Below are 25,180 nucleotides of genomic sequence, written 5' to 3'. Positions count from 1 at the left end.
GCTTCGTTAAAGTGCAACGAAGCTCTGGTATTTCTATTTAAGACAACTCATTCGCAGCTCAATTACTCGCATCCGTCGGTGTTAATTTAACCGCAATTTTAATGGCTTGCAGTGAAACCGCATCATGAGAAAAACCACCAATAGCGTGCAACTTATCCACTTGTAGCCCACTATCCATTTCAGCTTGCAGCTCAGTTGCAAAGTCAGCAAAGTTACTGAATACCTTAACGCTGTTATTATCACGAATGGCATATACGCCCCGTTCAAACTTAGGTTCTACGCGCACCAATTGATCAAAGCTGGTTAAGTCAGTTCGTATGCCACCCTGAATCAATTTATAAATACCTGCCTCTTCCGATTGGGCAATATTTATCGTTAGACTCTCACTGGTTAACTCACCAAATGCCATAACCTCTTCACCCATTGGCCAGTCAACATACAACTGACTACGAGATTCCGCATAATTAACAACTGTCACCGCATCAAAATCAGCCGGGGCACTTCCAAATGGCGTTACAAACCCATTGAATCGAACGGGGTCGCCCGAATTTCCTTCAGACACCATTAAGTTTGTTACCGATACTTGATAGTTATTTGGATCAGCATCCATTGAACTATCGACACCTGTACCGGCAAAGTTATAGCGCTCAGGCGAACGACCATGCAAGGCTTGCAAGTTCATGGTTAACTCAGACGCGTTTTGAGCAACTTGATGACCCGAGGCAAACGTCAGTCGCATTTTTACCCCACCATTAGTCGCGTCCATCTCTGGCACAGCGTCACTTCCTTGCTCCAGCTGCAATTCTCCGAGAACTGTTACAGCCTGCCCCACCGACAAGTCGTTTATCGAGACTTCTTCATCAACTCGTCGTGGTTTGATGACATGAGTCGTATCGGCAATGTTAACGGTTATCAACGGATGAAAACCGACTTCACCAGTCTCACGAATTAATGTCACCCCGTGCAATTGCAAACGGTCACCTTCTCTTGCGGTAATCACACCTCGAGCGGCGTCTTTATCGTGCCCAGGGACACTGCTTCCAGCGTAAACAGTAATTGCAGTAAAGCTGTCGATATTGCGCTCAAACAGTCCATGCGTGACCGTTGCTGTGCCGGCCTCTAGTTGAGCCATTTGAGACAACCCTTCACTGCCCGTAAAGGTCTCACCATTTATTTCAAAGTTTGTGTCGTCATTTACCGCAACATTAGCGCCACCAAATCGTCCATCTCGACGATGGAACGGGCGAACGGCAATACGGAATAAGCTATTGTCTTCACTGACTCGAATTAAAGGCCCTCGAATTCGAAACTCTTTGCTCATAACAGGATCAACTTCCGCCGAAATAAAAGGCTCTGTTGTTACTGTGACTGGCTCCGTCGTTAGATCGACCTCGTGAGAAGCTGAAAGATTAAAATCAACTTCTAATAATGCTGGGCGAGCACGCGCAATAACCAATGGATTATCGGCATCAAGCTCTAATGATAAAGTAGTATCAGTCAATAGATCTCCATTTTCATCAACCATTTGGGCGGCAACGGCATCACCATTTTTTTCGACTTGAATATCGGCGCCTGCGTAACTGATAGAAATACTGCCGCTGGTGTAAACTCCAGCCGGAATGGTCGCAGCAGTCACTAATTCGGTCAGCTCAACATAGGTGGCAAAATCAATCATTTGAGGGGAAGGCAGCAATGAGACTTGAGTGCCATCTCGACGGGTCAATTCAATTCCGGTAACCGTAACATTGTAGAGTAGAAAGTCACCATCGGCGTCGGTAAGTCCGAGCAACACTTTACCGCAAGCGTCATTTTGAGGATCATTATCACTGGTTTCACAGCTAATAAGCTCGACCGTTTCAGGCGCTTGTTCTGGTGTGCTGCTACCGCAGCCAGATAAGATAAGGGAAAATGCAATAAGACAATACGTGAATAGATTTAGGGTTTTGTTATTCATAGTTACTCCTCCATAGTCGTAACTATTAAAACGTTTGAGCGAGCATTTGGTTGACAAGCGAGTCAAAAAAATATTGATGGAGGAAGTAATGTATGTAAAGTCACACCAGAAGAATTAGAGCATGGCTTCTCGCATATTGGTGGCCAATGTAATTAATGAAACCATTTAGCTAAAAATATGAACTCTCATTAAAAAGCTGTTTTTTTGCTAATTTAAACTTCGCTGTGAACCTAAGAATTTAATAATTAATCACTTCAGTATAAATAATCATAAGAACCTATCAATAACTTTACAAACAAAATTACAGAAGATACTACCAAGAATACTGCTATCCAGAACCATACCGCCCGTTCTATTTCAGGAGCATCAGGTGGTACTATTTGAACATATAAATGCATTGTAGAATCATCTTTATAATCTAAAATAGTTTTTAAGCCCCACAAGAAAAACACCACGACTAAAAGCTGAACCACTAACTTTTCATTGCCAAAAAAAATATAAACAAATAGGGCAGATAAAATTAAGCCAATACAAATCTGACTGATTCTATTTTTAACCTTCTCAATTTTAGATTTCACCTTTCATCATATCCTTATTTACAACTAATGGATAAGTCTTTTTACTAATTAATTTTATATTGACACTCTTATCAAATAAATTTCTTAAATGGTTCTAAAAAAACGACCATGATACATTGATTTTTATTTACACTGTTTTCTATCTTCACTGATAAATATAAAAAACTATATTTGATTGACATTCTTTAAATTAGATTCCTTTTCCGCATATTCAACAATGCACGCCATTGTTTTTTCGACAATATTCTTATTCAGCTGTTCTTGCTCTTCTGGTTTTGCGGCAATCATGTCTCGAACTAAAGATTCATCCAAACATTGATCAAAACGCTGTTCAATAAGTTCTTTGCAGTCCTTTGCTTCTCCACACAATTTTATAAGCCCTTGCTTATAGGTTTGCTTGTATTTATTTAAGGCGTGCTGATCGGTGCAGCCGATAAGCAATACACTTGAACCAATAAAAAAGATTGCTGCTATTAACGGATTACTCAACATGATAGGTGACAAACTCGTATGAGTATTTATTTTTTTCATCCGGCTGATGCGCTTCACGCGCCACTTCGTTAAGTGTTAAATGTTCAAACTCGGGAAAGAAAGCGTCGCCCTCTGTGATTAAATCAATAAAGGTTAAATACAAGCGATCAGCCTGGTCAATGGTTTGCTGATAAATATGGCCACCGCCGGTGATCATAATTTCGTCTTCGGCACTCAGCAGTTTAATGGCTTCATCAATACTGGATACCACATCCACACCATCGGGTTTAAAGTTTTTATTGCGGCTGATCACAACATTTTGTCGTCCCGGCAATGGCTTGCCAATCGACTCAAATGTTTTGCGCCCCATCACGATTGGCTTGCCCATGGTGGTTTGTTTAAAGTGTTTAAGATCAGCGGGCATATGCCAAGGCATATCATTGTCTTTGCCGATCACGCGATTGTTGGCCATGGCGCATACCAGCGAAATTATTGGTTTTTTCATTGTCGTCATATTTTGTCGGTTAAAAACTTGGCTGCTTAAACGGCAACCGGTGCTTTAATGTGCGGATGCGACTCGTAGCCTTCAATTTCGAAGTCTTCAAACTGGTAACTGTATAAGTCAGCAGGCTTGTGTTTTATGTTTAACTTTGGCAATGGCAAGGGGGCTCTGGCAAGTTGTACCTGAGCCTGATCAAAGTGATTGGAATACAAATGCACATCTCCGCCACTCCAGATAAATTCCCCTACATCAAGATCGCATTGTTGAGCCACCATATGAGTGAGCAATGCGTAAGAGGCAATGTTAAAGGGTACTCCTAAAAAGATATCGGCACTGCGCTGGTACAACTGACAGGATAATTTGCCGTCGGCAACATAAAACTGAAACAGTGAATGACAGGGCGGTAATGCCATGTCATCGGCCACTCCGGGATTATAGGCCACCACTAACAAGCGGCGAGAATTTGGATTGGTTTTAATTTGTCGGATCACATTATCAATTTGATCCACGGTGCTGCCATCGGGCTTTTTCCAGCTGCGCCATTGCTCGCCGTAAACGGGGCCCAAATCACCTTTTTCATCGGCCCACTCATCCCAAATGGAAACGCCATTATCTTTTAGATATTTAATATTGGTATCGCCGTTTAAAAACCACAACAACTCATAAATAATCGAACGCAAATGCAATTTTTTGGTGGTTACTAACGGAAAGCCCTGTTGCAAATCAAACCGCATTTGATAGCCAAATACACTGCGTGTTCCTGTGCCGGTTCGATCGCCTTTATCGTTACCGTTTTCAAGAACGTACTTCATCATATCTAAATATTGCTGCATGACTGCTCCAGGATTAATTCTCTCTACATCATTATTCTGCTACTTAACTAATGAATATTTCACTCATTACCATTTCATTAATTAAATAATTTTTTCACTCAACCGATGGTTAATTATTTATCGATTAAGATTTTTTTGCGTGCTTTTTATGACTTTTTTTACCCGACTTTTTGCCGTTGGATGATTCGGCAATATCCAGCACAGGATCTTTATAAGCCCACACCATTAACGCAACACCGGCAATAATCATGGGCGCACTGAGTACCTGCCCCATGGTAAGCCACTCGGCCATTTCCCGTAAGTGCGCATCCGGCTCGCGAAAATACTCCACAATAAAACGGAAGCTGCCATAACCGGCCAAAAATAAACCGGCAACCGCTTTGCGCGGTCGGGGCTTGGCGCTAAACCAGAACAACAGCACAAACAGCACCACACCTTCCAGTGCAAACTCATACAACTGCGATGGGTGTCGATACACACCCGCCGGATCCTGTGGAAAGTGAACCGCCCAGGGTGTGCTTTGCAAATCGGTGGTTCTTCCCACCAGTTCGGCATTTACAAAATTACCGAGTCGCCCGACACCTAAACCAATGGGCGCAAGTGGCGCAATAAAATCCGCCAACGCCCAGAAGGGTTTGTTTGTTTTACGACAAAAGAAATAGAAAGCGCCCACAACACCTAACATACCGCCATGGAATGACATGCCGCCTTCGTATATTTTCAGCAGGTATAAGGGATTATCAAGAAACATATCGAATTGGTAAAACAGAACATAACCAAGACGACCACCAATCACCACGCCTAAAAAACCGTAAAACACAAAATCGGAAATTTCCTGTTCGGTCCAGATGCTACCAGGTTTACGAGCCCGGCGAACGCCCAGCCACCAGGCACTGACCAAACCTATCAGATACGCCAGCGCATACCAGCGCAGCGCAATCGGTCCCCAGATATGAAAGATGACCGGATCAATTTGTGGAAACTCCATGCCTTAACCTTTACTTAATGATCAAAAAATATTCAGCTGCTTTAACGCAATGTGAATGCCTACCAGAAACAGAAACACCGCAAACACTTTTTTTAGCTTTTGCGCCGGTAGCTTATGAGCCAGTTTGACACCCAAAGGCGCGGTTAAACTGGAGGCGATAATGATACCTAAAAAGCCGGGCAAATAGATATAGCCGAAGGAGAAATCCGGCATTCTGGCGTCCCAGCCCATCACCACATAACTGCTGGTGCCAGCCAGTGCGATTGGCAGACCACAAGCTGCAGCGGTGCCAACACAGCGGGTGATTTTTTCACCCAGATAATGCAAATAAGGCACCACCAGAGAGCCGCCGCCAATACCCACCAATCCGGAACCGCAACCAATGGCCGCAGCGGTGATAAATACTGCACTGCGGGATGGCTTATCGGGAGCTTGCTCCGGTTGTTTAGCCAGCCATATCTGTATCGCCATTAATACCGCACCAAGCGCAAAGATAACGGCCAATACGCTGCTCGATAAAAAGTCCGCCACAACTCCTGACAGAAAAGCGCCCACTAATATGCCGGGGGCTAACAGCTTTACATAAGGCCAATCTACCGAACCACGGGAATGGTGCGCCCGAAAAGAAACCACAGACGTAACACAAATGGTCGCCAGAGAAGTGCCAATAGCCGCATGCATCAGATAAACATCGGAAACGCCCGACAAGGGCAGTAAGAACAGCATCACGGGTACAATAATAAAACCGCCGCCAATGCCCAGTAATCCAGCCATCACACCCGCCAATGCTCCGGCCGCCAAGTACAACATCCATTCCATCATACGTTTTAGTTATTTTTTCAATCAGGCAAATTGGTTAGACTGGCACTATACCCTGTCATTTTAAACCTGTCGAAATACCGGTTTATCAACCCTTTGGATCATGTATGTGCTTACTCGCATTCGCCATCAATCAACATCCGGACTACCCGTTTATATTAATTGCCAACCGGGATGAATTTTTTGATCGACCGACATTACCACTGCATCGCTGGCAGGATCATCAGCAGATTATTGGGGGTCGTGATGAAGAAGCCGGCGGCAGCTGGTTAGCCATTCATGAAAATGGACGCTGGGCAGCCCTGACCAATTTTAGAGATCCGTCATTGCCCGCTGGTGAAGTTTCTCGAGGAATGCTGGTTAACAATTGTTTATTAACCCATCAAACACTGCCCGACTGGTTTGATGAACTGGCTAATAATGCCGATAAATACAGCGGATTTAATTTGGTCGCTGGCGATTTAATCAGTGGGGAATGTTTTTATCTCAGCAATCAGAGTATTGGTGTGCACACATTTTCTGATGGCGTTTATGCGTTCAGTAATGGTCACATCGATGACCAGTGGCCAAAAATGCACTGGCTCAGAAACGCACTTGCGGACCAGTTAACTGACAACAATATTGACTCTGATAATTTATTTAATCTGTTGGCGCATCCTGAAACCGTTGCCGAAGAACATTTACCCTCAACGGGTATATCTGCCGATATGGAGAAAAAACTCTCCAGCCCATTTATAAAACCCTTTGAATTAGGCCACCGACAATACGGCACACGGTCATCAGCTATTGTGCAATTAAATACACAGCGTCAATGGCAATTTTTTGAGCGAGGCACCATACCATCACACCCCTACCAGAAAAAGCTCAGTGGAAAGCTTTGAGTTTTTATCGTCATTAATTACCAATAAATATATTACTTTCCGAATCATACTTTTGTTTGTACACATCATACTCGTTTTTATCGAAGCCTTTTTGTCGGTATTATTTCGCTTTTCCCCATATGTTGGATGATTTAAACTACCGCTTTATTTTCAATCAGGAAGATTAACCTATGTTACGTGCAACTATTTTGCTTGTTTTACTGACGACTGTTCACTCAGCTTTTGCTGTTGATAAACCCTTTTTCCTTTACGGCGGCGCACTGACTCAAGAGTATACAATTGATAATGGCGCATTAATGACCCATGCCGATACGATCTCTGGAATGAACAGTGAGCTGGACAGCCATGACAACTTTAATGTCACAGTAGGCATTGGCTATAGCATTCATCCGAATATAAAAGTCACACTGGATCGAACCACAGATCTAACGTTTGATAATCGAAGTATTTTATTCAATGACACGGATAGTCATGTTGACCTAGTATTGACGCAACTTGCTGTAGAAGCCAGTTACCCCATAGCTGAACGCTTTAGCTTTTCGGGAAAAGTTGGTCGCGCACTTATTTCACAAGAATATGATATTGAATCCGACACCCAGACGTTTAATCAATCACGTAACAATAACGAATATTTTTACGATTTAGGCGTCAATTTTTCCATTAACAAAAGCTTATCTGTTAAAGTGGGTTATCAGAAAATTGACTTTTTCGATTTGGAAAAGCAATACGCGCAAATTATTTGGTATTTATAATCATCGGGCATTTATGAGCGACAAACCCTTTTCACAGGCCTGCGAAAATAATAAGCAACCAATCTTGGACGTGCTACAAAAGTATTTTGCAGATACCCGTCATGTTTTGGAAATTGGCAGTGGTACCGGGCAACACGCAGTCCACTTTGCCGAACACTTGCCACACCTGACCTGGCAAACCAGTGATCAGACTCAATACCACCATGGCATTAATGCCTGGATTGATGATTACCAGGGCAACAACCTGAAACGTCCGTTAACACTCGATGTCACTCAACCCTGGCCGATTCAATCAGCGGAAGGCATTTTTAGCGCAAACACCAGTCATATCATGTCATGGCCCATGGTCGAGCAGTTTTTTAACGGCGTTGGCAATACTCTGCAAACCAATGGCTACTTCTGTTTGTATGGTCCGTTTAATTTTTGTGGCGAATTTACCAGCGACAGCAATGAATCTTTTGATCAATACCTGAAATCTCAAGATCCTGAAATGGGTCTGCGCGATTACGTGGATCTGGAAGCCCTTGCGCGCGATGCAGGGCTTATGTTTGTGGAAAAGCATGATATGCCCGCCAATAATTTTATACTGGTTTGGCAAAAATCCGTGGATCTGTCCCAAAGCACCCTTATTGATTGACGGCTTGATTGGTATTTTAATTAATAGTTTGATTGATCGACGGTTTGATCGACGATCGGCCGTCGACAAACATCAGGCAACGGCTTTTAATTGGCAAGCGAGCAAGATTTCGGTAGGATTTTACTGCATCAGGGCCGCGTTCAACGACTCAAAGGAATTCACCGACCATGACTCAACCGCCACAAGCCGGCTTATTTAAGCAGCTATTACAACGACGCGTGTTTCAAATCGTTGGCATCTATTTGGGTGCAATTGTCGCGTTGATGGAGTTTACCGGTATTATTGTGGAGCGTTACGGCTTTACCGATCGCCTGGTGGACATCGTATTAGCTGCCATGATCAGTTTTCTGCCAGCGGTTATTTTATTGGCCTGGCGGCATGGCGCTCCCGGTAAAGACGAATGGGGAAAAGCCGAAAAACTGGGCGTTCCCGCTAATATCGTCGTCACACTGGCGCTTGTTTTATCCATTCACTTAAATGATTCACCGGATACGACTCAGGTTACTCCCAGCCAGAACCTTTCACACAATCAAACCTCTGCACTGGAAACAACAAAGGGCGTCGCTATACCTCGTATTGGCATCTTCTTTTTTGATCAATCGAATCTGAATCAAAACGATCATTGGTTAAGTTATGGATTACCCTATCTCATCAGCAATCAATTGACGCAACAAAAGTCGTTAATTGTAAACTCCTTTTTTAACGACAATCTGTTCTGGATGGTTAAACGAGCAGGCTTTAAAGAAGGCCTCGGATTACCATTATCTTTAGCACGTTCAGTCGCTACAGACGCTGATTTAAATTACTTTGTTCGAGCGACACTTTCAACAACCGGGCAATCGTCAAACCAACAAAACTTTGCTCTGCAACTTAAACTGTTTTCAACGGAGTCAAATGATCCCATTGCAGAGTTTTCTGTTGAAAACAAAGACCCTTTCGAACTTGCCATTGCCGCGACTCAGTTTTTACGCCAACAACCACAGTTACTGCCGAAAGATGATCACCTTATTGACAGCATTCCACTCAAAGATTACATCACAGGCAATTTAGCGGCTCTTCAATCATTCGTTGAAGCCGCTGTTAAAATTGTGTTTGATAATGATTACGATGCCGCAATTAAAGGAATGCGTCAGGCAATTGAACAAGATCCCAGCTACGCATTAGCTTATATTTCTCTTGCCGATTTATTGTTTAAAAAAGGGGAGTTTAACGAAGGGGAAGAATTATTACAAAAAGCGTTAACCTTTGGCTACAAACTGAATGAACCGATTAAGTTTTCAATAAAAAGCTGGATTTATGCCACACAAAAAAAAGTGGATGAACAAATCAGTGTCTTTCGTAGCTGGCTGGAGCTCTACCCTCAAGACTACGAACCCTATAATCGTTTAGCCAACATACTCATGCAGAAAAGTGAGAATCATGACGAAATCATTGCATTGTATCAACGATCACTCGAGTTAAACCCAACGCAAAGCTGGATCTACAGTCGACTGGGTAAAATTTACGAGTCACAAAAAAATTATTCAGCGGCCATTGCCGAGTATCGCAAACATCAAAAATTACGACCCAAGTTATTCACCCCTATTTTAAATGAAGCCGAAGTAGCCATTAAACAAGGTGATTTAGAGTCGGCAAAAAAACTAGCAAGACGGGCCGCATTTCTTAGAACCGATAAAGTTTCACCAGTCTTAATGCTGGCCAACCTGGCACTTAGAGAAGGACGTATTGACGACGCCTTAGATAGATACGAGGAAGCAAGCAGTATTTCTCAAGCACCCAGACAACGCGGAAATATCATCGCTCACAAAGTGAATTTCTATTACACACTTGGGCAAGTTGAAAAATCATTCCAGTATTTACAAATGCATCAAGAGGTTATTCAACAATATCACCAGCCACTGGATGCTATTTTTATTTCTTTTATTTCGCAAATACATTTGTACGTTGATACCAGCCGAACCCAGCAGGCCTTAAGTAAACTTGAGTCACTGCAGCAAGAGCTCGATGAAGGGATTGTTGACGCCATTCAATTTGGTTACCTATTTCTTAATTTACAACTCAATAAAACCGAGCAGGCGAAACAGGCGTTTGTGAAAGTGGAGCGATTTGTTGAACAGTACCAGATGAAACACCTTGAGTACCTAGTTGATATTGCCGCAAGTCGTATAGCCGCTCAAGAGAACAATCATCAACTTGCGGTTGAACGACTGGAACAGGCATTAGTTAAATATCAGGCACTTTCTGGTGACGCTGTGACCTCTGCATCCGAAGGCTATATCCATGAGCTACTCATTAAGAATCTCATTGCGCTTAAGCAATACGACAAAGCCAAAAAAGTGGCGAATAACATTTTAAAGCAATGGCCAAAACATCCGAACACTCATTTGCAATTGTCTCAAATTTATAACGAAGAAAATAACAAACAGGCTTCGTTAAAACATCTTTCTATTGCCCAGTCGATTTGGAAAAATGCCGATGAGTTTTGTGACTGGTGCGTTAAAACGAAGAGCGTTGTGAACCTAAAGTAATTATCCGCCAGGGCTGTTAACAAAAACTTTAACAAAACCTGTAAAAGTTTATTTTCCAGCCCTGATCAACCCACCCAATCCTTTTTGCTCCAGTAACTCAAATAAGTAATGATGTATATCCCGCGCTTTCTCCAGGGTTAACGCATGGGACACGGCGTCTTTTGCTTCGGATAATGCAAAACTGCGAATTACTTTTTTTATTTTGGGCAAGCTTCTGGCGTTCATGCTTAATCCATTAAACTCAAGGCCTAACAAGAGTATCGCGGCCATGGGATCGCCGGCCATTTCACCGCAAATATTGACTTCCAGTTGGCATTCATTGGCAATCCGCCGAATATCATTCAATGCAGCCAAAATTGCCGGATGATAGTTACTGAATAAAGATGACACCCGCGTATTGTTGCGATCAACCGCTAGCAGGTATTGCGTTAAATCGTTACTGCCCACCGAAATAAAATCAACCCGTTTTGCAATATGGGGCAATAAATAGATCGCCGAGGGAACCTCTAAAATAATACCTATCGGTGGCATCTTGTTAATCGGCTTGGACGATTCCGATAATTCACTGTTCACTTCATAAAAAGCTTGTTCTAATAGACGAATGCTTTCATCCACTTCTTCCACGCTGGAAATCATTGGTAAGGCTATTTTAAAGCAATCGATATTGGCCGATGCTTTAAATATGGCTCGCGCCTGAATTAAAAATATATCCGGATGATCCAGCGTTACCCGAATACCGCGCCAGCCAAGAAAAGGATTGTCTTCGTGTATCGGAAAATAAGGCAATTGCTTATCGCCACCAATATCCAGCGTGCGAAATGTCACAGACTTGCCGTGAAATGCCTGCAACGCCGAGCGATAAATTTTTACCTGTTCGTCTTCACCAGGAAATTGCTCACGCAATAAAAAAGGAATTTCCGTTCGATACAATCCCACACCATCGGCACCCACATGAACACTTTTTTCAAAGTCAGCCATTAACCCTGTATTCACTAACAGTGGCATCATAAAACCATCGGTGGTTATCGCCGGTTCATTGACGTACTTTTCAAGCTCTCGAGTCAGTTGCTGCTCTTCTTCGATAAGATGAAGATACTGCACTTTAAGCGGTTCCGACGGCGACAAGTACAAACTGCCTTTGTACCCATCAATGATCAGCGTTTGCCCCTGAAATAAATGGATCGGCATTCCATCAAAGCCACAAACCGCCGGAATACCCAGTGCCTTTGCCAGTATGGCAGCATGGGAGCTTGGCGATCCGCGCATTGAGACTAATCCAAGTATTTTTTCTGTCGGTAATTCAGCTAATAAAGCAGGTGTAATATCATCCGCAACAATAATCGCACGGCGGGTCATTTTGGGACGTGTGGCGTGTTCGTTTTCCAGCAGTTGTAGCACCCGCCTTGCCAGATCAATCACATCACTGGCACGCTCCTGAAAATAATGATCGTCCATGGCTTCAAATTGCTTAACATGTTGCTCGGTCACTTGTCGTAAAGCACCCGGTGCCCACTGACCCTCTTCAATCACCTGGATCACTTCTGCCAATAAGCCATTGTGATCGAGTATCGACAGATAAGCATCAAACAAACCCAGTTCTTCTTCGCTGAGCGAGTTTTCCATACGCCGCTTCATCGCCAACACTTCATTCTGTGCCAATCGAAAAGCGCGCTTTATTCGCTTTAACTCGGCAGAAATGCTGTTAGCTATTTTATCAGGAACGGCAAATATATCCGCTGGTGGGTAAAATACGATGGCTTCACCTACAGCCAGACCACTGGCGGCAGGAAAACCTTGCAGTTTGCGTGGGCTCTGCTGCTCAACGGCTCTTGGATGAATGCGATCACGCTTTTCAGACTGCGCAATTAATCGGCCCAGCTGCGCCGAAAGCGTCATTAAAAAGTTAACTTCGTCATCGGAAAATTTACGCGGCTTAAGCTGCTGCACCACCAGCACACCGAGTACCTGACGCTGCTCAAGTATCGGCACCCCTAAAAACGAATGAAAAGCGTCTTCTTTGGCTGCGGGAGAAAAGTGAAAGTTGGGGTGTTCGGGTGCATTGTCGAGATTAATCGGCTCTTCACGTTGCGCAACCAGTCCGACAATGCCTTCCTGAAACCCTAAAGATAGATTGCCGACTGCCTGAGGATTGAGCCCCTGGGTGGCTTTAAGAATAAAACATTGCTCGGAATAGTCAGCAAGATACACCGAACAGACTTGAGTACTGAGCGCCTGACAAACCCGACGAACAATCACATTCAGTGCTTGTTCGGCAGAGTCTGCCCGGTTCACTTCTTGCGTAATGTGACTTAAGCGCTCCTGCATATTCCTCCATTACGACTTTGTAATCACTGTCTAGATCAAACTCGATCGTCTACATCAAACTCACAGTCCACAACCAACTCGACCGCACCCATTCCATTCGACCGCCCACAACTATGGTGATAGGGAACAGGGAGAGGATAGGTTCAGTTATGTTTGCGCTGCTGATGCCTCCGTCTGGCTCGCTTTTGACGCTGATGACGCTGCTGATCATGCATCACCGGCAACAGTTCCAATAACGCCTGCCGATACACATCGCGCTTAAACGCAACCACTTGTCTTAACGGATACCAGTAACCCACCCACATAAAATCATCAAACTCGGGATGATTGGTGGTGGCAAAATCAAGTCGACTTTCGTCGGACATTAATTTCAACAGATACCATTTCTGTTTCTGACCAATACACAGTGGAACACTGTCGTGTCGGATATAACGACTGGGTAAACGATATCGCAACCAGTTTTTGGTTGATCCCAGAACCTTTACATCTTGTCTGGACAGCCCGATCTCTTCGTAGAGTTCTCGAAACATGGTTTCGTCGGGTGTCTCCCCTTCATTCACCCCACCTTGAGGGAATTGCCAGGAATTCTGGCCAGCACGCCGTGTCCAAAGTAATTGACCAGATTCATTACAGACGATTATGCCTACGTTGGCACGAAATCCTTCTGAATCAATCACTTATAATTACCAATTAAATTCTTCTTAAAATCATTCAACCACAAGTTAGCCGTTTCGGCAAACAAAAAATTATAAGGAATGTGCGCTTCAAGTGATTTAAAATGGCCCGCTCTTATTAAGCCACAACCGTTAACTCCGATAATATGCCATTAGCCATTTTTGATCTCGACCATACAATTCTGGAAGGCGACTGCGATCAACTGTGGGGCGATTTTCTGTCGCAACAACGGCTTGTGGATGCCCAACATTATCAGGCAGAAAAAAACCGCTTCTACCAGGACTATCTGGACGGTCAGCTGGATATGTCACAATTTTTGAGGTTTTGCGCTAATACGCTGGCGCAATTTTCCCCGGAACAACTTATACAACTGGCAAAGCAGTTTGAGCGCGAATATTTAAAACCGAATCTGCGCCCGGCTGCCATAGACTGCATCAAGCAACATCAGGCTCGTGGTGATACGCTACTGGTGATCACGGCGACCAATCATTTTTTAGCCTCGACAGCGATTCAGTCTCTGGGTATTCCTCATCTTATCGCCAGTGAGCTTGAGTGCATTGATGGCCGGTTTACCGGTCGTACCCTTGGCACACCGTCGTACCGCGATGGAAAAATCCTTCGTCTTGAGCATTGGTTAGAGCAAATGGATCGGCAACAAGATCTTCAACACGCTCCACCCATAAAGTCAGACGCGCCCGAACAATATCCTTTTGACTTATCTGTAGCCTGTTTTTATTCTGACTCTCACAATGATTTGCCACTATTGCAGCGAGTTGGCAAACCAATAGTAGTTACGCCAGACAACACCTTAAAAAACACCGCCATTAAAAATGGCTGGCCAATTCTCGACTGGAGCATGGATAACTTGAGTATGGACAACTGGAGCATGAATTAATGGAGCATGATTTAATGAAAACCGTGACATTAACAGGCTCTCACGTGGCTTTGGAGCCACTACTGATAGAGCATAAAGACGCCTTGCTTAAAGCCGCCAGCGATGGTGAACTTTGGCAACTCTGGTTTACCGGCGTGCCTTCTGCTCAAACGATTGATGACTACCTGCAAACAGCACTCGAGCAACAGCGTAATAATACCGCTTTGCCGTTTGTGGTACGCCATCTTGCCAGCAATAGCATTATCGGTTGCACCCGATTTTGCAATGCCAGCGAACAAAACAGGCGCATAGAAATTGGCTATACCTGGTACGCAAAATCTTATCAGCGCTCAGCTGTAAATACCGAGTGCAAACTGTTGCTGTTACGCCACGCCTTTGAGCAACTCAATCGCATTGCCGTTGAATTTAGAACCCACTGGATGAATCATGCTTCTCGAAATGCCATTGCACGGCTGGGCGCAAAACAGGACGCCATCCTGCGAAAATTTATTGTAGCCAAAGACGGCAGCACCGCCGATAAAGTGGTATTTTCAATCCTCGATGAGGAATGGCCTATGGTAAAACAACATTTGCAGTTTAAACTGACGCAATCTTCATCCCCGTCGCCCTCAACACGCTAAACAAACAACAATCGGTAGCTAAACATTCGGAATGAGTTTTATAAATCCGCCAACCAGTATTGATGAGTTAATGACGCGGGCAAGGCAGTTGTCGGGTCGAACACTGGGCGATCTGGCAAACCAACACGCTGCCAATATGCCCGATAACCTGCTTATTGAAAAAGGCTGGATTGGTCAGTTTATTGAGCAATTACTTGGCGCAACCGCAGGCTCACTTCCTGAGCCTGATTTTCCACAGCTAGGCGTGGAGCTAAAAACCATTCCCATTGATGAAACAGGTAAACCATTAGAGTCCACCTATGTCAGCGTGGTTCATCTTATGAATACTCACCGTGAACAATGGCACAACAGTCTGGTTCGCAAAAAACTGGCAAAGGTATTGTGGTTTCCAATAGTGTCACTTAAAGGCGTAGCCATACAACAGCGCATGGTAGCCACGCCGGTTCTCTGGTCACCCTCTCCTGAGCAAGAAGCCGTTTTACGTTGCGACTGGGAAGACGCCATGGAAAAAGTGATGCTCGGCCAACTGGGCCAGTTAAACTCAAGATTTGGCGAAGCATTACAAATAAGACCGAAAGCCGCCAATGCATCGGTGCTGACAGAAGCCATCGGGCCCGATGGGGATATCATTAAAACCTTGCCCCGAGGCTTTTATTTACGCTCTAACTTTACCAGGTCAATATTAGAGTCTCTTTGCTATTAGACTGTGTTTATCCAAGCGGAATAAACAGCGCTAACAGAATAATTTGCTTGAATTATTAGTGATTTAATACCACTATCAAGTCAAGTCTTTGTCCCGGTATCTAATCATGTTGAAATTCTGGCTATTGGTATTTTTATCATTAAGTACTCCTTTACTGCTCAGCGAAGAATATTCCGAGCTGAGTGTTCAGTATTTTAAAACTGAAATCCAAAAGCTGGAAAAAGTAACGGTTGATGATTTAAAAGCCTCCCGGTTACACGCACATTATAAAAAGTTGCTTACTTTAAGTGGTGAAATTAAACAGTGTGCAGAAGACTCATCGCAAACTAATTCAGTAAAAAATAAAGCTGAAACAAAAGACAGCGAAACAGGCAGCAGTAACGACAAAACCGGCAATAATAATGACAGCGCAACCCAGCAGCTCTGTAAACAGTTAAAAGCCTCATTAAACCGGTTAAAAAAAGACGCAATACAACAGTTAAATAAAGATTCGTTTTTCCGTTATAAAACTCGCCAGCGCGGTCTTTTAAATGAGCATTCGGATATTGCAGCCGCTAAAAGCGATGTTTCCCTATCGCTGCAACCTGCCATTACGCCATCAGTTTATCAAGCCGTTAACAGTTTGGCGTTTTATTTAAGCATTGCCCTGTTTATGGTTTTCTGGTTTGTATTAAAGCAAGTCAATGCCTCAAGCAATGGACAAAAAGATTTTTCGGAGAATCGAGCAGTCAAACAAAAACAAATCACCTACGCACTGATTTTGTTGTTTGGCTTTATCAGTTTTATCACCCACTGGTTAATGGATAGTAGCGATGTAAACAGTCAGACCGGGTACTGGCAGGGGTTTATTATTACATCGATGTTGTTTCTGGGGTTTGAAAATCGGTTTTCCTGGAAAAGTTTTACACGCCTGATAGTCAGCTATGCCTTCGCCGCCACCAGCTTAATTTATTTATTGAATTTTGAAGTGACTGGCGAACTGCCACAGCCGTTAATTATGGATACCCTGTTTATTATTGCCTGGCTGGTGGTTTTATTAACCCTTACCGCAAACTTAAGCACTAAAGTATGGCTTGGTTTTGTTACTGGAGCCGTTTTAATTTTAACCATCGACAGTATAGGCTTTCATCAACTGGCTCACCAAATATTATTAACGGCGGTGACCATTAATATTATCTGGTTGATTGGCCGACTGATCAAAAAATCCGTACCGTTATTTGTTGAGCAACTCAGTGAGTTTTTACAACAGCTTCGGCAAAAGTTATTAAATGATAATAGCCGCGAGCCACTGCCGGGTTTTCCCTGGGTAAAATGGGGTCTCATAGGTGCAGGCATTTTATTTGTACTGATTTTAATGATCCCTTATCTGGGATTGCCTTTGCATGTGTCCGATCAAATTATTAACGGCATCACTCATGGCTTTGATATTGGCAGTATTTCCTTATCACTGCTGGCAATTGTTTATGGCATCAGCATTTTTGGATTGCTGCTGGTGTTATCAAAGTTTTTACAGATAAAAATTGAAAGCCGGGCGCATAAGTCACTGCAACCCACCAAAGGCAGCAGTGAAGCATTGGCGGCCATTTTTTGGTATTCGGCAGTCGTTACATCGGGACTCATTGGCTTATCCATTGCCGGATTCAGTGTGCAAAATCTGGCACTGATTGCTGGCGCGTTCTCTATTGGCATTGGTTTTGGTTTGCAAAACATCGTCAGCAACTTTGTCTCCGGACTCATTCTATTAATAGAACGCCCCATCAAGCGCGGAGACTGGATTGTTATCGGCAATACCGAAGGGTTTGTTAAAAACGTTAATATTCGCGCTACCGAAATACAAACGTTTGATCGCGCGGATATAATTGTACCCAACTCTGACTTGCTGACGAATCAGGTAACAAACTGGATGTTAAACGACAGTATAGGCCGAATAAAATTAATGGTTGGCGTGGCCTATGGCAGTGACTCCGATAAAGTTGAAAACGTTTTATCGGATATTACTAAACAACACCCTGATTTGATCACCGATGATCCACAGTATCCATGTCAAATTTTGTTCTGGGAGTTTGGTGAGAGCAGTTTAAACTTTGAAATACGCGCATTCTTAAAAGACATCGCCACCATTAATCGGGTGCGCAGTGAATTAAACTTCCAGATTGACGCGGCTTTCCGTCAACATAATATTGAAATTCCATTCCCACAACGTGATTTGCATATACGAAGTGATGCCACACGGAGCCAAAATAATGACAGAGATTAATCCGCCACAATTTGTTCAGCTAAAAGATTCTTCATGGCAAACAGTCGATGGATTCGATGCGCTCGATAAGGATGCACCACAGTGGTTAACTCTGGACTACAAAGATGAAACCTCTGTTGAGCAGGTATTAAGTCAGGTTGATTTGTCACACACACATAAGCAATCACTGCTCGACCCGGACGTTAGACCAAGACTCTGGATAACACGTGAAAATCAAGTTTTGTTATTCATTCGTGGTATTAACCTTAATCCGGACTCCGAACCAGAAGACATGGTCAGTGTGCGAATATATTTTGATGGCACTAAGCTTATTTGCTTCCGCAGTCGTCGCCTGCAAAGTATCACCGAAGTTCGATCGTCAATTACCAGTTCAAACGCTGAAAGCTGCGACATACAAGAACTGTTTATAAAGTTACTGCAAAGTATTTTATTAAAAATAGAATCACAAGTTACCAAACTTGCCAATCGACTGGATGAAATTGAAGATAATATTGATGAAGGGAAAACCATCGACATTGAGTTTATCGAAGAGTCTAGACGAAGCGCAGCCAAGCTATGGCGTTATCTATCACCTCAGCAGGAGGTGCTAAGAAAACTGATGAATATCAAACTGTCATGGCTTGATCAAGAAACTCAGTTCCAACTTCAGGAACTGGATGATGATATGACCCACGAAGTTGAAGAACTGGCACTGGTAAAAGAACGTTGCCAGCTGGTGGAAAACCACGAATCCAATAAACTGTCTCAGCGAGTGAATAAAAATCTTTATTTGATTTCACTGATAACCGCTGTATTTATTCCTGTTTCATTTTTAACCGGCTTACTGGGAATTAATGTTGGCGGTATGCCCGGTGTTGAAAGCAATACCGCGTTTACTATTGTTTGTGTCATTCTGTTGATCATCGCCGCCATAGAAATTATTTATTTAAAATGGAAAAAATGGTTTTAAGCAGGCTTAGCTAGAGCGTGTTTATCTTTCGTTCTAATTAGAGACTGGAAAATCCAATGCAAAATCAGAGTTTAGCCAATCGCCTGTTACACAATGAGTCCACGCCCGCAATTTTGTTGATCGTTTTTGCGCTACTGGCCATGTTACTCAAAAACTCGGTTTATGCAGAACAGTACTCTAACTTTCTGCTATTAGAAGTTGAAGTTCGTGCCGATGCTTTTTCACTGAAAAAACCATTATTGTTATGGGTGAATGATGGCCTGATGGCTATTTTTTTCTTCCTTATCGGTTTGGAATTAAAGCGTGAACTGTTAATAGGTCAACTAAGCCAGCCAAAAAATATTGTGCTGCCCATTATAGGTGCCGCTGGGGGTATTATTGTTCCAGCAGCGGTTTATCTTTTGTTTAATTACCAAAATCAACTGTCGGCTCATGGCTGGGCCATACCCACTGCAACAGACATTGCTTTCTCGCTGGGCATTCTCGCCCTGCTTGGCACCCGTGCCCCCAGTTCATTAAAGTTATTTTTACTGACATTGGCGATTGTCGATGATCTTGTCGGCATTCTGGTGATCGCTGTTTTCTACACCTCAAAGCTGTCGTTATTATCTCTGGCCTTAGCCAGCATCGGATTAATTGGAATGTTTGTGCTTAACCGACTAAAAGTAAAACGCATAGCGCCTTATGTTTTGTTTGGTATTTTGGTGTGGATCTGTTTTTTAAAGTCAGGCGTTCACGCAACACTCGCCGGTGTTATTAACGCGTTATTTATTCCTCTGGTGCGATCAAAAGATGAAGACTTTGGAGCCATCTCTAATCATCGACTAACCAGTAATCTGCACCCTTATGTGTACTTTTTAGTCCTTCCAGTATTTGCTTTTGTAAATGCCGGTGTGGTGCTTGAAAATCTATCACTGGCTAACTTAAGTGCCGATATACCCATTGGAATATTCCTGGGGTTATTTGTGGGCAAACCTTTGGGAGTACTTTTGTTTTGCGGAATGGCTATTCTACTGGGATTAAGTCAACTACCCAAACACAGCAACTGGATGCAATTTTCTGGCGTGGCATTCCTGTGTGGTATCGGCTTTACCATGAGTTTATTTATAGCCTCTCTGGCATTTTCAGAAGGTGGCGCAGGAGAAGCTCGAATAGACCGACTGGCAATTTTGCTCGGCTCTGGCTGCTCGGCTATTGTTGGTGTCCTGTTATTATGGCTTGCTTCACCGTCCGAAAAAACCGAAAACAAGACTGAGACATAATTGCTTTTAACTCATTTAACTCATTTGACTCACTCAACGAACAAGACTTGAAACCAGAATATCTAAATTGCCGGATGAGTATTATTTCATCCGGCCTCTACAATTATCGTCGTTCTGCAGTCGATTCTTTTGCAGAATCTTCTTGTGACGAGCTGCTTTGTAATGATCGAATATAAAGTTGTTCGAACTCTTGTCTAAACCCACTAATGTTATAACGCTTTTGGATCGCATTTAACTCCTGCTGATACCCCTGCAGATCATACTTTTCCTCTAACGCATCCAGTTCAACGTGTATGGGTGTTGTGCCTGTATTGCCACCACCTAAATCGGGTGAAACAATTTGCGGCTCGTGCAGCACCGTGGTTTTTAAGTAGCAGTTTACCTGAGAAACAAATGAGTCACCCGCTGACTGGTGCATACTCTTTTTATCCTGCAGTCGGCTGTTACAAATACCCATGGTACTTCCACTCACGACAGAACCATGCATGCCACTGTGTCCGGTGTAGCCCGATCCATTATAGGTTACTCCTCCTATATAAAGATCATAAGGATTGCCCCAGTCAGGCGTATCAATGGCCAGTGCCGAACCGGCGTATACAGAAAAAACAGACATTACTAAGGATCGTTTAACACTATTCATACATCACTCCAATATTTCTGATAAAAACAAAGCGTCTGGACTTAATGACCATCGCTCAAGCCATTTCAGTATTTATCAGAGCACTGGAGAGTACGAGAAAATTGCCGGGCAAACTCAGCTTGAATGGGTAAAACTGGGTAAAATAAGCGGATAATTGATTGAATTATTTATGTTTTTAATAATAAGAGATGGCTTGAGTAACAATCAATGTTAGAAGACCCCATTTATTTCACCCAAGCCGTTTCAATATCAAAATGTTGATCAATGACAAAAATAATGCGCGTTAAACTTGCCAAAATTGGTATTAATATCCGACTCAGAGATCAGCTTTCCCATCACGTATCCGTCTTTAACCACACTTGACCAGCTCGAGATAGCATCTGAATTCGACACCGATTGTCCGGTTAAAATACAATGCGTCATAGATTTAGGAATAGCGACTTTACAACCTGTTTTCCATGAAATGGAATCTTCGTCATATTTTTTATAGCCACTGTCAGCTACCGCAACACCGTTAACACTGCATACGGGGCCTTTATTAAAACTCAGTGATAATGAGATTTCTGCACTGTCTTTTGCTGCCTGAGCAGGAAAACTAATGCTCATAACCAAACCAACGATTAATCCCCAAAACCTTCCTGAAAAGCGCTTCTTAATGTTCATGAATTACCCTCACTTGTAAATTCAGCAATACATTCAGCTGTCGTTTCTTACCTACCGACATAGGGACTTAAATTAAATCAGTGGATTAAAAAAGTGCCCATTGCGTTGCCCTATTGACGATCACTTATTAAACCTAGCACAGGATCTCGCAGTCCGCCTGATTTCTCCATCAATTGGTGGCGGCTTCCTCGGTTATATTCGCGGTAGGAACAACTTGAATAATATGAGGTTCCACAATAGAGTAGTCCGAATTACTTAAACAAGGGTTCAAAATCATGCGAATAGCCCATTCATTAATAACTATCATTACCTTGCTGTGTGTAAACAGCTTAATAAGTGGTTGCCAATCCACTTACTATGGCGCCCTTGAAAAAGTCGGTATTCATAAGCGCGATGTAATGATCAGTCGGGTCGAAAAAACACGCGACAGCCAACAACAGGCAAAGCAGCAGTTTCAGTCGGCACTGGCACAATTTAAATCGGTTATGGCGTTTGATGGTGGTGATCTCAATGACTATTACCAACAGCTCAATGATGAATATCTGGCAAGCAAAGCCGCTGCCGAAGAAGTATCCGATCGCATAGAAGCCGTGGAAAGTGTTTCCGAAGCGTTATTCGATGAGTGGCAACAGGAACTTGGCCAATACACCAGTCAGTCACTGCGACAGAAAAGCGCCGCACAATTGCAACAAACCCGACAACAATATCGGCAACTTATGCGCAGTATGAAACGGGCAGAAAAATCCATTTACCCGGTACTGAATGTTTTTAAGGATCAAACCTTATTTTTAAAACACAACTTAAATGCTCAGGCGATTGCATCATTAAAAGGCGAGTTAAGCAGTATTGAATTAAGTGTTGATCGACTCATCACGCAAATGAATCGTTCCATCGATAGCGCAAATGCGTTTATTGCAAAAATGGCAACGCCTTAAGAGCGCGCTTTATGTTCTTTAAGCATTCGTTATGGATTCTTTAAGAATTATTTAATAACACCATAATAATCACTTAAAAAGCACGCCAACGGATACTATTGTTACTGAAGTCAGGGTAACTAAAGTCATGTAACTGAAACCAGTGTAATCTTGACGTGCTTTTAATATTTATTAATCAACAGCTCTTAGTGACTTCACTAATTTACTTGCCACATTTTCCAATTACGCGCTGGTAAAGCAAATGTGTAACTGCCCGAAGTGATATAGATTTCGTTATTACCCGAGTTAACATCACGATAATGTCGATACCACTTAAACCGGCTGTGCGTACTGACATTAAAATACTGAGTACTACCGCATTTATTAATACCCACTATTCCATCTTCCGCCCGTCGAAATAATATGGCGCAATTATTGGAAGCCAGAACCTCCATAAACTTACCATTCATCGCGTTATGAAAACCGATCATTTTTTTGATGCTGCTTTTTGTGAAATAATCGTACCAGCGATTACCATCCCGCGAACCACTTTCACCGTGGTCGCTGTAAATCATGGGCGTACCACCGTCTTTTCCCAAAATATACGCATTAGCCAATAATTCATCGGTTGAATTCATAATGTTGTATCGGAATCCATCGTTATTGGGAATATCATGGGTTACGGTAAAGGTCACCGCTTTATTAGCCGGTAACGCCTGACCATAGGCTTGAGGATTTACCAGCGACGACAATCCTCCGCTATACCCAAATGCCTGACGAATGGTTTGAAATAATGGAAAGTCGTAAGCACTGTGTCCGGTGGCATCCAGGTAAGGCTTCAAAAAACGATCGTATTCCACTTCACCCGCACCGCCATTGGTGATCACTTCACCAAACACATGCATATTGTTTTTAATGCTACTGGTAAATATTTGATTAATATGCCAGTTCGTCATATGTTTGGCCGCATCAACCCGAAAGCCTTTCACGCCCATATTCTTTAACGACTGTAAATAATTACGTTGTTGCTGAATAACCCAGTTATTCGGATCGATATCCGGCAAACCTTTATCACCATTTCCGCCGCATAAACGGTTCCATTGCACATCCCCTACGTTGGTATAATCGGAAATGCATTTAGGCGGTTGATGAAAGTCATAACTAGAAAATAAGCCATTAGATAAATTGCCAAACAGTTTTTGATTGTTCCAGTAACCGGCATTACTTTGATAATTATTTAACGCACTACTACCGGGAAAATTTTGGCTATTGTTGCGTTCGTTAGCCATGTGATTCAGCACAATATCGGCGTACACATCAATATTATATTGCCGTAACGTTGCAATCATGGCGGCAAAGGATTGTTTATTGCCTTTGCAATGATCAATCACGCGTATATCTTGAGGCTGATAGCGTTGCCACCAGGCACAGCCACTTTTGGCGGATTTTAGCGGTGGCACAACTAATACTTTTTTATAACCGGCATTGTTAATTTCTGCAGCTCTTTGTTTAACTTCATTATAGTGCCAGTTAAATGCATGCAAAATAACATCCGCCTTAACGGACGACGACAGTAATAGATTAAACGAAACAATAAGAGCTATTGCTCGATACAGATAAGATAACTTAATGGACATAGCGATCACCTGATTAGAATATTATTGGATCACTGAACGGTACGACTCACTCCAACAGTGGACTTATGGCATTGAGGTTATTATTTTTTTAAGCCTCACAAAAACGCCAACTGTTAAAACAGATCTTGAAGATTTGTGTTGAACAACACCTTACCGAGAATACATACGTATGAATACAGATTGCATACGTATGCAATTAAGAAATGGTGATATTACCATCGCGAGGAGGGATAAAAATAAGCGCGATGTTACTTAGTTTTTATTTAAAATGGTGCTCTACTAAATATTTGTTTGTATCTAACACCTGCATAATTTGACCAACCATCGTAGTTATCAACTCACGGATTGGAAAGGAATTTTTCAAAACGAATAAACCTTTCATCTTTTATTGAGTTAAACGACTGCAAGCTTCCAAACCAATAACAAGGCACAATATACTCCCCATTATCGTTCGCATGGATAACATAAAGCCTATTTAAGACAAGTAATGGTGGCCCTAGCTCTTTAGAAAAAATAACTTTCTTTTCTGTGCTCCATGTACCCCTAATCATTTTTATAGGATCAAATTTACCCCACTGATTTATAATATTTCCATAGACGTCTCGCTCATAGCCTTTCATAGTAAGCTTTCCTACGAATCCTATCGGAATACCATATCTTTTATAACTATTTAGGTCGCCGTGCCACGAGCATGCAA

General features: G+C 42.8%; 24 protein-coding genes. 11 read left to right on the top strand and 13 right to left on the bottom strand.

The annotated features are described in order from the left end of the window. Positions 1–58: 58 nt before the first annotated feature. The 7 genes from C8D97_RS07005 to C8D97_RS06975 form a co-directional block, all read right to left on the bottom strand. Positions 59–1,954: a hypothetical protein gene (locus C8D97_RS07005; protein ID WP_109763039.1), complete on the bottom strand. Its 1,896-nt coding sequence runs from the start codon at positions 1,952–1,954 to the stop codon at positions 59–61. 254 nt (positions 1,955–2,208) lie between these two features. Continuing rightward, positions 2,209–2,532 carry a hypothetical protein gene (locus tag C8D97_RS07000; RefSeq protein WP_109763038.1) on the bottom strand — a complete coding sequence of 108 codons (324 nt, stop codon included), beginning with the start codon at positions 2,530–2,532 and terminating at the stop codon, positions 2,209–2,211. Between the two features lie 165 nt (positions 2,533–2,697). Continuing rightward, a complete protein-coding gene (locus C8D97_RS06995) occupies positions 2,698–3,024 on the bottom strand; it encodes a hypothetical protein (protein WP_109763037.1) in 327 nt (108 codons plus the stop codon). Next, positions 3,014–3,508: a type 3 dihydrofolate reductase gene (gene folA / locus C8D97_RS06990; RefSeq protein WP_109763036.1), complete on the bottom strand. Its 495-nt coding sequence runs from the start codon at positions 3,506–3,508 to the stop codon at positions 3,014–3,016. The genes C8D97_RS06995 and folA overlap by 11 nt, the downstream gene beginning before the upstream one ends. A gap of 35 nt (positions 3,509–3,543) precedes the next feature. Continuing rightward, entirely contained in the window at positions 3,544–4,338 is a 795-nt protein-coding gene (locus C8D97_RS06985) for a thymidylate synthase (protein WP_109763035.1), read from the bottom strand. 124 nt (positions 4,339–4,462) lie between these two features. After that, positions 4,463–5,326 (bottom strand): prolipoprotein diacylglyceryl transferase, encoded by an 864-nt coding sequence (gene lgt, locus C8D97_RS06980; protein ID WP_109763034.1) that lies wholly within the window; start codon positions 5,324–5,326, stop codon positions 4,463–4,465. Between the two features lie 21 nt (positions 5,327–5,347). Continuing rightward, positions 5,348–6,148, bottom strand: a complete 801-nt coding sequence (locus C8D97_RS06975; protein ID WP_109763033.1) for a sulfite exporter TauE/SafE family protein — start codon at positions 6,146–6,148, stop codon at positions 5,348–5,350. A gap of 104 nt (positions 6,149–6,252) precedes the next feature. On the opposite strand from C8D97_RS06975, the gene C8D97_RS06970 reads away from it, so the two are divergent. From C8D97_RS06970 to C8D97_RS06950, 4 genes are all read left to right on the top strand, one after another. Beyond that, the gene (locus C8D97_RS06970; RefSeq protein ID WP_109763032.1) at positions 6,253–7,026 is read left to right on the top strand and encodes an NRDE family protein; all 774 of its coding nucleotides are present in this window, start codon (positions 6,253–6,255) and stop codon (positions 7,024–7,026) included. A gap of 170 nt (positions 7,027–7,196) precedes the next feature. Beyond that, positions 7,197–7,778, top strand: coding sequence for an outer membrane beta-barrel protein (locus C8D97_RS06965; protein WP_109763031.1), 582 nt, complete (start codon positions 7,197–7,199; stop codon positions 7,776–7,778). A gap of 13 nt (positions 7,779–7,791) precedes the next feature. After that, positions 7,792–8,415 carry a DUF938 domain-containing protein gene (locus C8D97_RS06960; protein ID WP_109763030.1) on the top strand — a complete coding sequence of 208 codons (624 nt, stop codon included), beginning with the start codon at positions 7,792–7,794 and terminating at the stop codon, positions 8,413–8,415. Between the two features lie 167 nt (positions 8,416–8,582). After that, a complete protein-coding gene (locus C8D97_RS06950) occupies positions 8,583–10,943 on the top strand; it encodes a tetratricopeptide repeat protein (RefSeq protein WP_109763028.1) in 2,361 nt (786 codons plus the stop codon). Positions 10,944–10,991: 48 nt separating this feature from the next. On the opposite strand, the gene ptsP is transcribed toward C8D97_RS06950, so the two are convergent. Together ptsP and rppH are read right to left on the bottom strand one after the other, a co-directional pair. Continuing rightward, positions 10,992–13,268, bottom strand: a complete 2,277-nt coding sequence (gene ptsP, locus C8D97_RS06945; protein WP_109763027.1) for a phosphoenolpyruvate--protein phosphotransferase — start codon at positions 13,266–13,268, stop codon at positions 10,992–10,994. Positions 13,269–13,411: 143 nt separating this feature from the next. Continuing rightward, a complete protein-coding gene (gene rppH / locus C8D97_RS06940) occupies positions 13,412–13,945 on the bottom strand; it encodes an RNA pyrophosphohydrolase (RefSeq protein WP_109763026.1) in 534 nt (177 codons plus the stop codon). A 143-nt stretch (positions 13,946–14,088) separates the two neighbouring features. Here rppH and C8D97_RS06935 point away from each other — a divergent pair, with 143 nt between their 5' ends. The 6 genes from C8D97_RS06935 (at position 14,089) to nhaA (ending at position 20,629) form a co-directional block, all read left to right on the top strand. Next, positions 14,089–14,838, top strand: a complete 750-nt coding sequence (locus C8D97_RS06935) for an HAD family hydrolase (RefSeq protein ID WP_109763025.1) — start codon at positions 14,089–14,091, stop codon at positions 14,836–14,838. Then, complete coding sequence (locus tag C8D97_RS06930; protein WP_109763024.1) at positions 14,838–15,458, top strand: GNAT family N-acetyltransferase; 621 nt, start codon at positions 14,838–14,840, stop codon at positions 15,456–15,458. Before C8D97_RS06935 ends, C8D97_RS06930 begins: the two co-directional genes overlap by 1 nt. A 31-nt stretch (positions 15,459–15,489) precedes the next feature. Then, a complete protein-coding gene (gene mutH, locus C8D97_RS06925; protein ID WP_109763023.1) occupies positions 15,490–16,161 on the top strand; it encodes a DNA mismatch repair endonuclease MutH in 672 nt (223 codons plus the stop codon). Positions 16,162–16,267: 106 nt separating this feature from the next. Next, positions 16,268–18,418, top strand: a complete 2,151-nt coding sequence (locus C8D97_RS06920) for a mechanosensitive ion channel family protein (protein ID WP_109763022.1) — start codon at positions 16,268–16,270, stop codon at positions 18,416–18,418. After that, positions 18,405–19,367: a CorA family divalent cation transporter gene (locus tag C8D97_RS06915; protein WP_170115170.1), complete on the top strand. Its 963-nt coding sequence runs from the start codon at positions 18,405–18,407 to the stop codon at positions 19,365–19,367. Before C8D97_RS06920 ends, C8D97_RS06915 begins: the two co-directional genes overlap by 14 nt. Before the next feature lie 56 nt (positions 19,368–19,423). After that, positions 19,424–20,629, top strand: a complete 1,206-nt coding sequence (gene nhaA, locus C8D97_RS06910) for a Na+/H+ antiporter NhaA (protein WP_109763020.1) — start codon at positions 19,424–19,426, stop codon at positions 20,627–20,629. Positions 20,630–20,732: 103 nt separating this feature from the next. On the opposite strand, the gene C8D97_RS06905 is transcribed toward nhaA, so the two are convergent. Beyond that, positions 20,733–21,269 (bottom strand): hypothetical protein, encoded by a 537-nt coding sequence (locus tag C8D97_RS06905; protein ID WP_109763019.1) that lies wholly within the window; start codon positions 21,267–21,269, stop codon positions 20,733–20,735. 261 nt (positions 21,270–21,530) lie between these two features. After that, positions 21,531–21,932 carry a hypothetical protein gene (locus C8D97_RS06900; protein ID WP_146196100.1) on the bottom strand — a complete coding sequence of 134 codons (402 nt, stop codon included), beginning with the start codon at positions 21,930–21,932 and terminating at the stop codon, positions 21,531–21,533. 275 nt (positions 21,933–22,207) lie between these two features. Here C8D97_RS06900 and C8D97_RS06895 point away from each other — a divergent pair, with 275 nt between their 5' ends. After that, positions 22,208–22,867 (top strand): DUF2959 domain-containing protein, encoded by a 660-nt coding sequence (locus tag C8D97_RS06895; RefSeq protein ID WP_109763017.1) that lies wholly within the window; start codon positions 22,208–22,210, stop codon positions 22,865–22,867. Between the two features lie 197 nt (positions 22,868–23,064). Here C8D97_RS06895 and C8D97_RS06890 read toward each other — a convergent pair whose 3' ends face one another. Next, positions 23,065–24,483, bottom strand: a complete 1,419-nt coding sequence (locus C8D97_RS06890) for an alpha-amylase family protein (RefSeq protein WP_109763016.1) — start codon at positions 24,481–24,483, stop codon at positions 23,065–23,067. A gap of 338 nt (positions 24,484–24,821) precedes the next feature. Further along, entirely contained in the window at positions 24,822–25,103 is a 282-nt protein-coding gene (locus tag C8D97_RS06885; protein WP_146196099.1) for a hypothetical protein, read from the bottom strand. Positions 25,104–25,180 lie beyond the last annotated feature (77 nt).

Origin of the sequence: Pleionea mediterranea (genome assembly GCF_003148745.1) — a bacterium.
Classification (GTDB): Bacteria; Pseudomonadota; Gammaproteobacteria; order Enterobacterales; family Kangiellaceae; genus Pleionea; species Pleionea mediterranea.
Note: the sequence above shows the minus strand (reverse complement) of the source record. Positions and strands in the feature narration are given on the sequence as shown.